This is a genomic window from Pseudomonas vanderleydeniana (assembly GCF_014268755.2).
GTDB classification, from domain to species: Bacteria; Pseudomonadota; Gammaproteobacteria; order Pseudomonadales; family Pseudomonadaceae; genus Aquipseudomonas; species Aquipseudomonas vanderleydeniana.
In genome coordinates, this window is sequence record NZ_CP077093.1 from 405552 (window position 1) to 420171 (window position 14620).

The 14620-nt window shown below is 64.6% G+C and carries 12 protein-coding genes, 1 tRNA gene and 1 pseudogene; 13 read left to right on the top strand and 1 reads right to left on the bottom strand.

The annotated features are described in order from the left end of the window. Nucleotides 1-6: 6 nt before the first annotated feature. The 9 genes and pseudogenes from pgaB to HU752_RS01865 all read left to right on the top strand — a co-directional run bounded on the left by pgaB (nt 7) and on the right by HU752_RS01865 (nt 11331). Nucleotides 7-2004: a poly-beta-1,6-N-acetyl-D-glucosamine N-deacetylase PgaB gene (pgaB, locus tag HU752_RS01835; RefSeq protein WP_186684242.1), complete on the top strand. Its 1998-nt coding sequence runs from the start codon at nt 7-9 to the stop codon at nt 2002-2004. A gap of 3 nt (nt 2005-2007) precedes the next feature. Continuing rightward, nucleotides 2008-3357 (top strand): poly-beta-1,6-N-acetyl-D-glucosamine synthase, encoded by a 1350-nt coding sequence (gene pgaC, locus HU752_RS01840; protein WP_186684240.1) that lies wholly within the window; start codon nt 2008-2010, stop codon nt 3355-3357. A 2-nt stretch (nt 3358-3359) separates the two neighbouring features. Continuing rightward, nucleotides 3360-3875: a poly-beta-1,6-N-acetyl-D-glucosamine biosynthesis protein PgaD gene (gene pgaD / locus HU752_RS01845; RefSeq protein WP_186684238.1), complete on the top strand. Its 516-nt coding sequence runs from the start codon at nt 3360-3362 to the stop codon at nt 3873-3875. A gap of 70 nt (nt 3876-3945) precedes the next feature. Next, on the top strand, nt 3946-9165 hold the full coding sequence (locus tag HU752_RS01850; RefSeq protein ID WP_186684237.1) for a dermonecrotic toxin domain-containing protein: 5220 nt from the start codon (nt 3946-3948) through the stop codon (nt 9163-9165). A gap of 271 nt (nt 9166-9436) precedes the next feature. Beyond that, nucleotides 9437-9526 (top strand): annotated as a pseudogene (locus tag HU752_RS31870) (hypothetical protein); the annotation flags it as partial. A gap of 74 nt (nt 9527-9600) precedes the next feature. Beyond that, on the top strand, nt 9601-9831 hold the full coding sequence (locus HU752_RS31670) for a ShlB/FhaC/HecB family hemolysin secretion/activation protein (protein WP_225920094.1): 231 nt from the start codon (nt 9601-9603) through the stop codon (nt 9829-9831). Between the two features lie 177 nt (nt 9832-10008). Further along, a complete protein-coding gene (locus HU752_RS31675; protein ID WP_225920095.1) occupies nt 10009-10314 on the top strand; it encodes a hypothetical protein in 306 nt (101 codons plus the stop codon). Between the two features lie 25 nt (nt 10315-10339). Continuing rightward, nucleotides 10340-10684 carry a hypothetical protein gene (locus HU752_RS01860; protein ID WP_186684230.1) on the top strand — a complete coding sequence of 115 codons (345 nt, stop codon included), beginning with the start codon at nt 10340-10342 and terminating at the stop codon, nt 10682-10684. A gap of 128 nt (nt 10685-10812) precedes the next feature. Then, nucleotides 10813-11331 carry a hypothetical protein gene (locus HU752_RS01865; RefSeq protein ID WP_186684322.1) on the top strand — a complete coding sequence of 173 codons (519 nt, stop codon included), beginning with the start codon at nt 10813-10815 and terminating at the stop codon, nt 11329-11331. Nucleotides 11332-11396: 65 nt separating this feature from the next. Here HU752_RS01865 and HU752_RS01870 read toward each other — a convergent pair. Continuing rightward, nucleotides 11397-11473: transfer RNA gene (locus HU752_RS01870), tRNA-Arg, on the bottom strand. Between the two features lie 217 nt (nt 11474-11690). Between HU752_RS01870 and HU752_RS01875 the strand changes: the two genes are divergently transcribed. The 4 genes from HU752_RS01875 to gabD all read left to right on the top strand — a co-directional run bounded on the left by HU752_RS01875 (nt 11691) and on the right by gabD (nt 14565). Continuing rightward, nucleotides 11691-11918 (top strand): RebB family R body protein, encoded by a 228-nt coding sequence (locus tag HU752_RS01875; protein WP_186684228.1) that lies wholly within the window; start codon nt 11691-11693, stop codon nt 11916-11918. Next, complete coding sequence (locus tag HU752_RS01880) at nt 11915-12448, top strand: hypothetical protein (protein WP_186684221.1); 534 nt, start codon at nt 11915-11917, stop codon at nt 12446-12448. Before HU752_RS01875 ends, HU752_RS01880 begins: the two co-directional genes overlap by 4 nt. A gap of 46 nt (nt 12449-12494) precedes the next feature. Next, nucleotides 12495-12812, top strand: coding sequence for a RebB family R body protein (locus HU752_RS01885; RefSeq protein ID WP_186684219.1), 318 nt, complete (start codon nt 12495-12497; stop codon nt 12810-12812). Nucleotides 12813-13122: 310 nt separating this feature from the next. Then, nucleotides 13123-14565 (top strand): NADP-dependent succinate-semialdehyde dehydrogenase, encoded by a 1443-nt coding sequence (gene gabD / locus HU752_RS01890; protein WP_186684217.1) that lies wholly within the window; start codon nt 13123-13125, stop codon nt 14563-14565. Nucleotides 14566-14620: the final 55 nt, after the last annotated feature.

A 14620-nucleotide genomic window follows, 5' to 3' on the forward strand; every position in this document is an offset into this window, starting at 1 on the left:
TGGATGATGCTTGTGATCACGCGTTGCATCCTGTTGCTGGGAGCCTTGCTGGTCGGCGCCTGTGCACAGAAACCGGCCGAGTTCGTCGCCCCGGCGCAGCGACCGGTGCCGGCCAATGAGGCACCGTGGCCGAAGAACCACTTCCTCAGCCTGACCTATCATGACATCGAGGACCGCGATCCCGACCAGGAAGTCGTCGCGGTCCGTACCGAACGGTTGATTGCGCAACTGGCCTGGTTGCGCGAGAACCACTACCGGCCGGTGACCGTGGACCAGATCCTCGCCGCGCGCAGTGGCGGACCCGAGTTGCCGCCCAAGGCCGTGCTGCTGACCTTCGACGATGGCTACTCGAGCTTCTATACCCGGGTGATGCCGATCCTGCGCAGCTACCATTGGCCGGCTGTGCTGGCGCCGGTCGGCGTGTGGATCGATACCCCGGCGGACAAGCCGGTGGATTTCGCCGGCCAACTGCGCCCGCGCTCGCAGTTCCTCACCTGGGCCCAGGTCCGCGAAGTGGCGGCCTCCGGGCTGGTGGAAATCGCCGCCCACACCGACGCCAGCCACCAGGGCGTGCTCGCCAACCCTCAGGGCAATCTGCAACCGGCGGCGGCGACCCGTCGCTATGACGCCAAGACCGGCCGCTATGAGAGCGAGGCGGACTTCCAGGCGCGCCTGCGGGCCGACGTGGTCGCCATCTCGAAGAAGATCCGCGCGGCCACCGGTTATTCGCCGCGGGTCTGGGTCTGGCCCTACGGCGTCGCCGATGGCACGGCGTTGAAGGTGATCGAAAGCCAGGGCTACCAGATCGCCCTGACCCTGGACGACGGTATCGACAGCCTCGACCAGTTGCTCAACAGCCCGCGCCTGCTGGTGTCCTCCGATCCGGATCTTGTCCATTTCGCCGGCAGTGTCGTGGCGATACAGGCCCATGTACCGATGCGGGTGGTGCACGTCGACCTGGACAACGTCTACGATCCGAACCCTGCCCAGCAGGAGGCCAACCTGGGCCGGCTGGTGCAGCGCATGGCCGACCTGGGTGCCAACACCGTGTTCCTGCAGGCCTTCGCCGATCCGACGGGCGATGGATTGGCCCGTTCGCTGTACTTCCCCAACCGTCACCTGCCGGTGCGCGCCGACCTGTTCGACCGGGTCGCCTGGCAGTTGCGCACTCGCGCCCATGTGCAGGTATTCGCCTGGATGCCGGTGCTCAGCTTCGCCCTGGACGAGAAACTGCCGCGGGTCACCCGCTGGGACCCGGCCACCGGCCAGGTTTCGGTCGATCCGAAGCAATACCGGCGCCTGTCGCCGTTCGACCCCGAGGTACGGCGGATCATTGGCGAGATCTACGAGGACCTGGCCCGGCTGACCTCGGTCGACGGCATCCTCTATCACGACGATGCCGTGCTGTCCGACTTCGAGGACGCCAGCCCACGGGCGCTGCAGGCCTACGCCGGCGCCGGCCTGCCCGGCGGTATCGGTGCCCTGCGCGATGACCCGGCCACGCTGCAGCGCTGGACGCGCTTCAAGAGCCGCTACCTGGTCGACTTCACCCGCGAGCTGACCGCCAAGGTCCGGGCCATTCGCGGGCCCCAGGTGCAGACGGCGCGCAACCTGTTCGCCGAGCCGGTGCTGGACCCACAGAGCGAAGCCTGGTTCGCGCAGAACCTCGACGATTTCCTCGCCAATTACGACTGGACCGCCCCGATGGCCATGCCGCTGATGGAGGGGCAGGGCGAGCGACAGGCGGACGACTGGCTGCAGGCATTGGCCGACAAGGTCAGGCAACGGCCCGGTGCCCTCGAGCGCACGGTGTTCGAACTGCAGGCGCGCGACTGGCGCAACCAGCCGGCGCAGGACCTGGAGGCCGAACAACTGGTGCAATGGATGGGGCTGCTCAAGCGCAAGGGCGTGACCAGCTTCGGCTACTACCCGGACAACTTCCTCGATGGCCGTCCATCGCTGCAGGTCGTGCGCCCGGCACTCTCCAACAAGTGGAATCCCTAGATCATGATCGATCGCATTCTGGCATTGATCGTCCTGGCACTCGTCCTCGGTTTTCCCCTGGGCGTGATTTTCCTGGTCACCGGGCAATTCCTGATGGACTTCGTGTTCTTCTACCCGTTGTTCATGTCGGGCCTGTGGATGGCCGGCGGCCTGTATTTCTGGCTGCACTGGGAGCGGCACTGGCCATGGGAGGCCGACACCCTGCCGCCGCCGTTGCCGGGCGAGCCGCTGATCTCGATCCTGATCCCCTGCTTCAACGAGGGTGACAATGTCGTCGAGACCATCGACGCGGCGCTGGCCCAGCACTATCCGAACATCGAAGTGATCGCCATCAACGACGGCTCCAGCGACAACACCGGGCAGATGCTCGACGAGCTGGCGCTCAAGGATTCGCGCTTGCGGGTCATCCACCTGGCGCAGAACCAGGGCAAGGCGGTAGCGATGAGCATGGGCGCGGTGGCGGCCCGCAGCGAGTACCTGGTGTGCATCGATGGCGATGCGCTGCTGGCGCCCCATACCGCGGCCTACCTGGTGGCGCCACTGTTGCAGAACCCTCGGCTGGGCGCGGTCACCGGCAATCCCAGGATCCGTACCCGCTCGACCCTGGTCGGGCGGGTCCAGGTCGGCGAGTTCTCCTCGATCATCGGCCTGATCAAGCGCACGCAGCGGGTGTTCGGGCGGATCTTCACCGTTTCCGGGGTGGTCTGTGCCTTCCGCCGCACGGCACTCGACCGGGTCGGCTACTGGAGCCCGGACATGATCACCGAGGACATCGACATCAGCTGGAAACTGCAGCTCGACCACTGGAGCGTGTTCTACGAACCGCGGGCGCTGTGCTGGATTCTCATGCCGGAAACCCTGCGCGGGCTGTGGAAACAGCGGCTGCGCTGGGCCCAGGGTGGCGCTGAGGTGCTGTTCAAGAACGTGCGCGGTATCTGGCACTGGCGCCATCGCTACCTCTGGCCGCTGCTGTTCGAGTACTGCCTGTCGACCGGCTGGGCGTTCACCTTCGTGCTGTCGATCATCTTTTATGTGCTGGGACTGTTCATCGAGCTGCCGGCGGCGATCAATGTGCAGCGGATCCTGCCCCCGGCCTTTACCGGGTTGCTGCTGGCGGTGGTCTGCCTGGGGCAGTTCGCGGTCAGCGTGCTGATTGATCGCCGTTACGAGCGAGACCTGTGGAAGATCATGTTCTGGGTGGTCTGGTACCCCCTGGTGTTCTGGCTCATCAGCCTGTTCACCACCCTGGTCAGCTTCCCCCGTGTGCTGTTCGGCCAGGGTGGCAAGCGGGCCCGCTGGGTCAGTCCGGACCGGGGCATCAAGCCGTTCGATGGCGACAAGCAGAAGGTGTGATCATGAAAATCATCAAGACCCGCCAGCACCCGCTCATGGTGATCATCGACACGCTGTTCACCCTGCTGGCCTGGGCGGGACTGTTGTACCTGCTGATCGAAGGCCTGGTGCCATTGTTCGACGGGCATGCGGGGCCGCGCATCGACATCTCGTTCTTCAAGGCCCTCGACACCCTGCAGATCTACCTGTGGGTGGCGCTGTTCAATGCCGCGCTGCTGATCGCCTGGGCCCGTTACCAGCAGCGCAAGAGTCGTGGGTTCGCCCAGCGCCGCCTGGCACCGCCGGTGGTCGGCGATGATGGCCTGAGCCGCAGCTTCCGGCTCAGCGAGGACAAGTTCGCGCGGATGCGCGAGTCGGGTTCGATGATCGTGCACAACGACGAGCATGGCGGGGTGAGCGAGGTGATCACCCACCTGTACCGGGTCGACCCGGGCGAGCAGCCGTCGCCGCTGGCACCGCCGGCCCATCCCCATGTGATCCGCCTGCCGTCGGAGGGTGATGGCAAGCCGCAAGGCTAACTATCTAGTGCCTGGCCGCGGGCGCTAGCGTCTTAGGCTTCTCCCTTTTCCATGGAAAGAGGGAAAGCTCATGGAGAGCCTCCAGCAGGCCCCGGACAACGGCGGGGCAGCGGCCATATTACCTGCGCCCGACAGCGTACTGCTCAAGCGTTTCGAAGAGCGACTGCTCGAGCACCTTGCCACTTCGCCGCATCCCAGCCTTTCGCTCAATCGGCTCCAGGAGGCGTTGAACCGTGCACTCGACCATCAACGCGAGCTCAAGCGCCTGCTGGAGCGGGCGCCACGGATCGGTGTCGTGCTCGGGCAACTGCTGCGCGAAACCTTCGGGCATGACCCGCAGCACCTGTTGTTCGGCGTGCCGGCGGGTGACAGTGACGAACCGACGAGCCGCAATCTGGTGCAGGTCGCCCTGGCGTTGCTGCGCAATCCGTTCCTGTCCCTGGAATCGGGAGTGGTGCTGAGCCCTGCTGGCGAGCCGGGTGGCATTCCGGCGCTGACCCCCGCCCAGATGCTGGAGCGCCTCAAGGCGCTGGGACTGGCCTCCAGGATAACTACCACCCTGCACGACTACTGGCAGCAGCCGGCCGATGGCTGCCACGTTTCCCGTCGGCAGCGAGTGGTCGAGCTGCACAGGTTGATGTTTCACGACAAGGCCTTGCTGGCACAGGGGCTAGGTGTGCTGTCCGCCACGGCGACAGCGATGCTGATGGGACTGCTGGACGCGCCGTCTGCCCACCTCCGGGGGCTGGCCGGCGGGCGTTGGGCCAAACTGCTGGTGGCGGAACTGGCCTGGCCAGGTATCGGCCCGACCGCCCCCGTGCTCAGCGGTGCCTTGCACCTGTGGAGCTCCGGTAGTGATGCCCGGGGTCGGCAGGTGGTGTTCGTGCCGGGCGTTGCCGAGGAGTTCTTCGAGTTCAGCAGCCTTGCCGAATTGCAGCGTGAACTCCCGAGGCACCTCAACGCACCGGGCAACTATGCGGCCTGGCAATTGCTGCCCGTGCAGGAACGGCATGAACTGTTCGGCCAGGCGGACCCGGCCGCCCTGCCATATGGCTTCCTGGCGTGTGCTCCGCTGGACGACGATGCCCTGGCCCACAGCGCTCTGGGCCGGCTGGATACACAGCTGGCCAACGAATGGGCCGGGGCATTGCTGATCAATACGGCCTATCTGTTGCCACGGCAGTCGAGCCCGGTCGGGCGCTTGATGCCGTTGCAGGCGGTGGAGGCCATGCAACAGACGCGCTGCGCCCTGGCCCACCTGCCGGCGATTCGGCCGTTACTCGCGCGATTGCTGCGCAGCGATGAGCGGCGCGGCATGTTGGCGATCACCTTTGGCAGCCTGGCCGCCGGCATCCCCCTGCGCTTGCGCCACAACAAGGTTCGCGAGCAGGAGCGTGGCCTGTTGGGGTTGCTTGGGCAGATTGAGGCATCGCCGCCCAAGGGCTTGCTGGATGACCATGAGCCTTGGCTTGCGCAGGTGGACAAGGTCCGAAAACTGCTGGTCGATCGGGACGGCTACGCCCGCGCATCCTTCTGGAGCGGCAAGGACGAACTGGGTGTCGAGCTGGCCGACCGGCTTGCCAATGGCCGTTGCCAGGCCCTGTTGCATGAGGCGCGGATGCAGCGCCAGCTCGGGTTGTTCGGGCAAGCCGAGCTGGAGCGGCTGCTCGATGTGCTGCCTGCGGCGCTGCTGGCGCAACCCCGTGTCGTCTCCGAGACCCAGGTGGCGAGTATCGCGGTGGGGCCCCGGGGAGCGCCCTGGGCGTTGACGGGAGCCTGTGTCATCTGCACCCGCGAGGCGCTGGCCGACCCTCGGCTGAATACCGCGGCACTGCTGTTCGTTCCGGGGGACCTGGGCGGCCTCGAGGCGTTCGTGAGCCTCGACAGCCTGTCACAGCGAGTCGGCCTGACCCTGCTTGACCCCGAATGCGAAAGCCTCTGGCCACTGATTGCCCGCGAGCGGCGCGGCGAGCTGCGTGACTGGCTGCGCGAGCTGGCGCCGGGCGCGGGTGTCCCGGTGCACTATCAGGTCATTGCCAAGGACGCCTGGCAGCAAGGCGTGAAACAGCAGATCGAGGAACACCTGCGGATCTGCCGGGCGATCGAGGGGGGACTGCGGCCCTTCTCGGAAATCGGTGACGCCCGCAGCTCGTTGCAGATGCTTGCCCATGAGCTGGAGCAGAACCTGCGTGTTCCCGGGCATGACGCCCGTGAACGGGCGCTGGAGAACCTGGCTGCCCTGCAACTGACTGCGGCGCAGGCCCGCGAGCTGCCCGAGTGGCTGGCACAGGCGCCGCTTGTCCTGCGCCAGCGCTATGCCCGCCTGCTGAGGCATTACCTGTTGAGCGTGCAGGCCCTGACGCAACGCCTGGAGCAGCGTCTGCCGGACCTGGATGACTTCGCCCGGGCCAAGCTCATCGAGCGGCTCGAGCGGGACGGTTTTCATCCCGGCCTGGAGATCGACAAGCCGCTGTTCGACCTGCCCGAGCGCGTCGAGCGGGTGTGGGTCGGGCACCCGGAAAGTCCGGCCGGTGGCTCCACCGCAAAGACGGAGGTCAGTCCGCAACGCCGGCGCTACAGCTTCCTGCAACTGGCCCTGGAGAACCTCGACCCGCATGCCCCCGCCACCCGGCTGCGGCTGCAGCATGGGCGGATCCTGGACCCGGCCTGGCAGGAGCGCCTGACGCCCGACTACCTGATTTCGAGCATTTCCAACCTTGACCTGGGCGGGCAATACGACACGCTGATCCACCAGGCCTTCTACGGTATCGACGATCCCCGGGGTGAAGCCGTACCGGCTTTCGAACGGCAGTTGCTGGCGCGCCTGGTACGTCAACGGGCCCGCCTGGAGCTGTTCAGTGCGCGGCAACAGGGGCTTGGCGAGCAGGCCGCGCGGTTGTTCGAGCGGGCGCTGGACGAGGGGGGCGGCCTGCAACCGCGCAATGACGGTCCGGCACCGGAGTTGTACTTCCTCACCTTCGCCGGGCGGGCGTTCGCCAAGGCCCGGCATGTTGGCAATGCCGTGGCGATCCGCGACAAGGTGTCCGGCCTGACGCTGGTCTATCTGCCAGGTGCCCCGCATGCCCAGGTGTTGACCGAGTATCCCGGCCTGGCAGCGGCCCAGCAGGGATTGGTCGACCACGAGCAGGCGTTGCAGCGGATCGAGGACATTGCGCAACGGTTGTCGGTGGGTTGGGCGGCGCAGGTCATCGAGGAGTATCCCGCCGAACCGGCTGTCTCGATGACCTGTCCGCCAGCCGATCAGCTGCCGGAGCCGGTACCTGAGCTGACCCATCCGCTGTTGGCGGCCAAGCCCGGCTGGCTGTTCAAACTCATCAAGAGCTGGTGGCACAGTGAGGTGGAGCAGCCATTTCCGGGGCCTGAGGCACTGAAACAGGAGGTGCGACGCGAGATCGAGCAGAACCCCGGGCACTGGCTGCGCCTGGAGAGGACCCGGCGTTCGGACCTGACGCTGATCCTTGCCCATGCCCTGGTGTTGCGGGCCCAGCAACGTGCCAGGGTGGTATCCCAGTCCAACCGACAGTTGTCGCAGCAGCGCGAGACCCATGAGCGTGAACAGCGCACGGCCTACTGGTTGAGGGTGCTGTCGGTGGTGCCGGGTATCAGTGTTGCCGTCAATATCCGCGACAGTGCCGTGGCCTTGCGCCAGTTCTCCCGCAGTGGCGATCCGCGTGATGCCTTCGAGCTGTTCAAGGCGATGCACATGGCCCTGGTGGATATTGCACCGACCCTCTACCCGGTCGCCATGGCGGCTCGGCCGGCACGGGTTGCCCTGGGGGCCTGGGCACGTGCGGCCCTGAAAAGTATCAGCCGCAGGCGTCTGCTGCAGGGCCGGGGCGCCCTGGCGAAGTTCAACACGACGGCTCGCCCCGCGCTTGCCCTCCCGGGTTATGCCGCGAACATCGCCGGGGAGGGTGCTGTGCCTTTACACGGTCCGGTCAATGCCGGCAGCCAGGTGAAGGAGGGTGTGCAGTTCATCAGCGATGGCCACCATCGCTACGAGGTCTATCGACCCAAGGGCGAGTCGGCCTTGCGTCTGAAGAAAACCGCCGAACAGCCGAATGAGCTGATCCTGTACATCCGCGAGTCGGGAGAGCACCTGTTGCGTGCCGATGCTCCCGAGCCGCAGCCGGGCCCCAGTCGCGGCTTCTTCCACCGCCCCTGGGAGGCGGTACCTGCGCCATCAACGGCGCCGGTCGCCATGTCGCGACTGGAGTGGATGAGCCGTCGGCCGGCTGCTTCATCCTCCCACTGGAGAGCCTGGGGGCTGGCACTGGCAGACAGCGAAGTGGTGGAGCTGCCGCCAGGCAGGGGCCTGTATCGAAACCGGAGCAGCAATGCCCGCCTGTTGAAACTCGATGACCGCTACTTCGAACTGCTGGCCGATGGTTCCGATATCGAGTCCGAGATCGTTTTCCTCAGGCGTCCCGGCCCGCTGGCCGAGTTGGCCCTGAGCGATTTCGAACACTGGTGGTCCCACCTGGACCAGCAGCCACTGCCGGTGAGTTTCGATCCACGGAGCGGCGTCTGGACGCCCCGCGCGCCGTTGTTCGAGGTGCCCGGACCGCAGCTTCTCGAACCACTGACCGGGCACATGAGCGCAGGCAGCCGAACCCGCACGCTCAATCGACTGATCGAGCGCTCCGAGACCGGCAGCGCGGCGGTGACCGCCAGCCGTATGGTGGCCCTCAAGCGCACGCTGGAAACCTGGGGTTCACGGGGTGTCGACCTGCATGTGCTGTTGCGGGAACTGGATGGCCGGGCTGCCCAGCGTTACTTTCGCATCGGTTTGCCGGAGGGGAGCGCAGGCTTTTCCCGGCTGGATTTCGAGCCTGCCCACGTGATCAATCCACGTTTCTTCGATGTCGAGGGGCGGCACCGGGTCATGGACCTGTCACTGCACACCGAGCGGGCGGTGAGAGACATCCTTCTGCAGCATGGCTTCGTGGTCAACGAGATACCCAAGGGGCGCTCCTTCCTCTCGGTCAACCTGGAGTGCACCCATCCGGCGTCCGAGTACCGTTATCTGCTCCTGCTCAAATGGACGCGCAATGATGCGCTGGAGTTTTTCCGTTCCCGCGGCGCGCCGGTACAGTTGTCGGATGCCTGGTTGCGCCGATTGGTCGACACCCGCTCGATCAGCCACAGCGACCGGCTGCAACCGGCCAGGGCGGCGCTGGAGCAGGGGCGGCTGGTGAAGCTGGTCGCCGGCCTGCAGCGGGTGCCGGATTCGCAGCGGATCGTGGTGTTCTTTATCCGGGTACAGTGAGTGTCGATTGCCAGATGCGAACCCGTGTCTACCGCGTCACATTTTCGAATTTTCATTTTGCACTTTCTCATCCTTGTGCTGCCCAACCGCCCGCTTGCAGGAAAAGTTTCACTCACAGGGATGAGAAATGTCTTTCAATGCTCTACTGCCGATGGGGTTACCCGACCGCCGAGGCCGACGTGCAGATCACTCCGGCGCAAGAAGTGGATGGAGAGTGACGTAGTGATCGCCTGGAAGCAGGCGCTGCCGGTGCGAGTCAGCTTGTCGGTCGATGATCCCCGGAAGCCGGCAGACCGGCAACTATCAGGGCAGCGTGGCCGAGTCGCTGGACAACCTGGCCACTCTCAACGACCTCTTCTACATCAGCCTCAACCATGACCTGGGCGGCGGACAGAGTAGTGATCGCGGCTCCAGGGGGGCACCCTGCATCACTCGGTGCCCTACGGCTATTGGCAACAGTGCTGGAGCCGAACCTCAAGCAACTTCATCGACGACACCGAGATTGAGGTCCAGAGGCGACGAATGCCCGGCTGGCTGGCGGCGATCAACCATCGTGAACTCGTTGGGACCAATACCCTCGACCTCAGGCTTGTCCACCGCAACCCAGCAGACCAAGTACTGTATGGCCCAGTTCGGGCAGAGCGGCTTGCACGTCGACGGTCATAGCTGCGGCACGATACCGCCTGGCAGTAATGCTGCTTGGGAAGTACCGAGAGTGCTGGGCGGCGACAATACGGTTCACAACTGCTATGGCAACGGCGGCATTGAATGTCGGGTCTACTGGGGGGACTCGCCTGATGGCAGGGCACACTATGTCAAAGTCAAACCTTGAGGAAGAGCGTTATGACCAGGGGCAACTTGCTCTTCTGCTTGGGCGCATTAACGCTTGTCGGCTGCACACCTTTTCAACCGCCACCACCAGACTTTACTGAATGGAGGAAAGAGGGCGTATCCGTCGAGGCAGTCAAGAGCGCCATGCGTGCCTGCGGGTACCGTAATCTCGACGGAGTGGGGGACAGAGACCCTATTGAGGTACAACTCACGCGCTTCTACTGTATGAAGGACGCCGGTTTTTCCCGGCGGGACAACTTGGATCTTTGCAAGATGGAACGCGTTGCCGAACTGCCGGTGTGCAAAGGTCGTCGATAAAGATTCTATGGATGGAGAGTGGGCAATGAACAACAGGAACAACGTCGACCAGGCACGTCATGGTTATTTGATTGCGATCGCACTTTGCGCAGCTCTCGGGCTCGGCGGCTGCGCCTCGTCGATGTCCACCACCGGCGAGCCGGGGGTGAAGATGGGAGATAGTTATCCACAGGTGCTCGCCGTTGTGAGCCGCAACAATACCGTGACCAGGGAGGTCAAGGGCGAGGGTTTCAGGGCCGAAGGCTACTCGCCGATGTTCAAGGACTGTCGCATCAAGTATTTCCTCTTCCAGGGCGCCGATGGCTTGCAGCGCGTGAGCTTCGAGCCGGCGCCGAACCTGTCGGTCAACCAGAACTGCCGCCAGCCCTGACAGGTTTGTCTTTCTCAAGCCTGCTCATCCGCTGGGGTGCGCTACGGCGTGTGAGCCGAACGCAACCGGCCGTGAACAGGCACTCAGCGAGTCGCTTGCCCATGAAAACTCTACGTATTGCCCCTGCCATGCTTCTGCTACTGCTGAGCGGCTGTGGCCAGTTGTCCAATGTTCGGTCGTTCTCGACCGCCTATACCTCGCCGCAGGTGGGTGAAACGGCCCGCCTACGCGTCGTCAGCGACGGTATGGTGCGGGCGGTGCCCGGACGCAACTGCCTGGATTGGACGAGCCCGGGCGCCGGCGTGATGGTCTCGGCGCAGTCCGGTTTCACCGACCGTAACGGCGAACGTCTGGGCATGCCAGGTGTGGCACCCCGCTTGGTGGATGCCGTTTCGTCGGAGCTGGTCATTGCGGCGAACAAACCCATCGCCTTGCATTTCCTGGCCCAGCAGCACTACGCCCGGCAGTGCTTCAGCACCCTGACCTTCGTACCCCGTCCCGGCGCGGATTACCTGCTGCGGGCAACCACGGCCGGAGCGTGCCGGATCGAACTGGATGAACTGCGCGGCAGTGAGGGACAGTTGCAGGCCGTCGGGGCGCCGCAGACGGCGAAGGCTTCGATGTGCAATGCCATGGACAATTTCTAGCGGCAGTTGCACGACCTTGAAAACAAAAATGCCCCGGATCGACGATCCGGGGCATTTTTCGAAGATGGCGCACTCGGCGGGATTCGAACCCACGACCCCTGCCTTCGGAGGGCAGTACTCTATCCAGCTGAGCTACGAGTGCTTGTGCGGGCGACATCATACCTATCTAGACCCTGGGCGTCCACGCCGGTTTTAAGCCGCTGACTTTACCCTGTCCCGGTGGCTCGTTTTCCTGCACGCCGCTGGCGCGGATTCCCTGGCAAAGGGCTTTCTGGCGCTTTGACGCAACTGATCTATCGTTCTCCTGCTACGGGTTCGCCGAGCGTTTTCCTCGTTGTCGTCGTCTCAAGGAGAGATGCATGTCCACCGTCAATCCGCAAATCACCGACGCCGTTACCCAGTCGAACGTCCAGGTCGTCGGCAGCGCGCCGGCCACGGCGATCGCTTCGCTGTGCCAGGTCAGCAGTCACGCGGTCAGCCTGGCCCTGCAGAATGCGGTCAGCCAGCAGCAGGCGCTGAACATCATCGGCAATGCGACGGTGGCCTCCGCCGTGCAGCAGATTCTCGCGGTGGGGGGACGGACATGAGCGACGACCAGGCTACCGCCCCGGAGCAACCGGCGGGCGACCCGGCCGCCACGGCCGCGGCGTTGTTGGGAGAACTCAACGAACAGTTGCTCAAGCAGGCCGCTGCCGGCATCGGCAACGAGGCCCTGAACCGGCAGATCGTCGAGGCGGTGAACCTGATCAATGCCCAACTGGCGGCTCAGGTACCGGCGCTGTCGGCATTGGGCCCGGAGCTGCTGACTCGCCAGGCCAGCGGCCTGGTCGCGCAGTCGGCGGCCAGCTATTTCGATGGGGTCACCAAGCTGGCCCTGGCCTCCCAGGGGGTGTTGCTCCGGCAGATGACCGAGAGCATCCTCAAGGATGACCTCACGGCCGCCAATGAAAGTGCCCTGGGTGCACTCAACACCCATCTGCTGGTCAGTGGCGCCGCCGCGGTGGCCGCAGCCACCGGGGTGCTGGATGCCGAGAGCGTGACCGGGGCGATCGAACGCATCGACCAGAGTATCGCCCGCTTCAGCGCGCATCTTTCCGAGCGAACGTCGTCCGAGTGATCGATATTCGCAACCTGTCCCATCGTCCCGCGCAAGGAGTCAGCACATGACCGAAGTGAACCCCCAGATCACCGATGCGGTGACCCAATCCAGCGTCAAGGTAGTGGGCGAAGCCCCGGCCATGGCCCTGGGCAATGTCTATCAGTCGATGGCGCATTCCACCGGCATCCTGTTCGAGAATGCGGTCAGTGCCCAGCAACAGCAGAACTCCCTGGCCCAGGCCGCCACCACCCAGGGCGTAATGCAGATCTACAGCATGGATACCACCGCTGCCGCAGGCGCTACCGAGAAGGTCGCGCAGGCCGGGGTCGCCGACAACCTCACCAGCCTGCTGACCGTGCTGAAATCCTTCCAGTCCAAGTGATTGCCGAGCTGGCCCCGTGCTACCAGGCGCAGCGCGGGGCCAGGGTGACGCTGATCAGAAAAAGCCCTCGCCAGTGGTCTATTCTCGTTCTTTTTTTCGAACAGACTATTGTCCTTTGACCCCATTGCTCCTAGGATTCGTTTGAGATTTCAAACGCTCCTGTCTGGGTGCTGAACCGCACATCGATCGCATGTGCGCTATTTATGTGCTTCGGCCCGGTGAATGAATTTCCTGACGGCAGCCCCCAAGGCGCCTTTCTACAATCAATAATTCGCTCCGCGCGTGCGCGGTGCTGTTAAGGAAAGCCTACATGCAGCTCAAAGATACCCAGTTGTTCCGCCAGCAAGCCTTCATCAACGGGGCCTGGGCCGACGCGGACAATGGTCAGACGATCAAGGTCAACAACCCGGCCACGGGCGACATCCTGGGTACCGTGCCGAAAATGGGCGCCGCCGAAACCCGCCGTGCCATCGAAGCGGCCGACAAGGCCCTGCCGGCTTGGCGTGCACTGACCGCCAAGGAGCGTTCGAACAAACTGCGTCGCTGGTTCGAACTGATGATCGAGAACCAGGACGACCTGGCTCGCCTGATGACCCTCGAACAGGGCAAGCCACTGGCCGAAGCCAAGGGCGAAATCGCCTACGCCGCGTCGTTCCTCGAGTGGTTCGCCGAAGAAGCCAAGCGGGTCTATGGCGACGTGATTCCTGGCCACCAGCCAGACAAGCGCCTGATCGTGATCAAGCAGCCGATCGGCGTGACCGCCGCCATCACCCCGTGGAACTTCCCGGCCGCGATGATCACCCGTAAGGCCGGCCCGGCCCTGGCCGCCGGTTGCACCATGGTGCTCAAGCCCGCTTCGCAGACCCCGTACTCGGCCCTGGCCCTGGCCGAACTGGCCCAGCGCGCCGGCATCCCGCAAGGCGTGTTCAACGTGGTCACCGGCAGCGCCGGCGAAGTCGGCGGCGAGCTGACCGGCAACCCGATCGTGCGCAAGCTGTCCTTCACCGGCTCGACCGAAATCGGTCGCCAGCTGATGGCTGAATGTGCGCAGGACATCAAGAAGGTATCCCTGGAACTGGGCGGCAACGCGCCGTTCATCGTGTTCGACGACGCCGACCTGGACAAGGCGGTCGAGGGCGCGATCATCTCCAAGTACCGCAACAACGGCCAGACCTGCGTCTGCGCCAACCGCCTGTACGTGCAGGAAGGTGTCTACGATGCCTTCGCCGAGAAGCTGAAGGCGGCGGTCGCCAAGCTCAAGATCGGCAACGGCCTGGAAGAAGGCACCACCACCGGTCCGCTGATCGACGAGAAAGCCGTGGCCAAGGTCAAGGAACACATCGCCGACGCGCTGGGCAAGGGCGCCACCGTGCTGACCGGCGGCAATGCGATGGAAGGCAACTTCTTCGAGCCGACCGTACTGATCAACGTGCCGAACAACGCTGCCGTGGCCAAGGAAGAAACCTTTGGCCCGCTGGCACCGCTGTTCCGCTTCAAGGACGAAGCCGACGTCATCGCGATGTCCAACGACACCGAGTTCGGCCTGGCTTCCTACTTCTACGCTCGTGACCTGGGCCGTGTGTTCCGCGTGGCCGAGGCCCTGGAATACGGCATGGTCGGCGTCAATACCGGTCTGATCTCCAACGAAGTCGCGCCGTTTGGCGGTATCAAGGCCTCGGGCCTGGGCCGCGAAGGTTCCAAGTACGGCATCGAAGACTACCTGGAAATCAAATACCTCTGCCTGGGCGTCTAACCCGGTCGGATGCTTCGGCGGCAGGGGCACGAGAGCGCTGTTCCTGTCGCGTTTC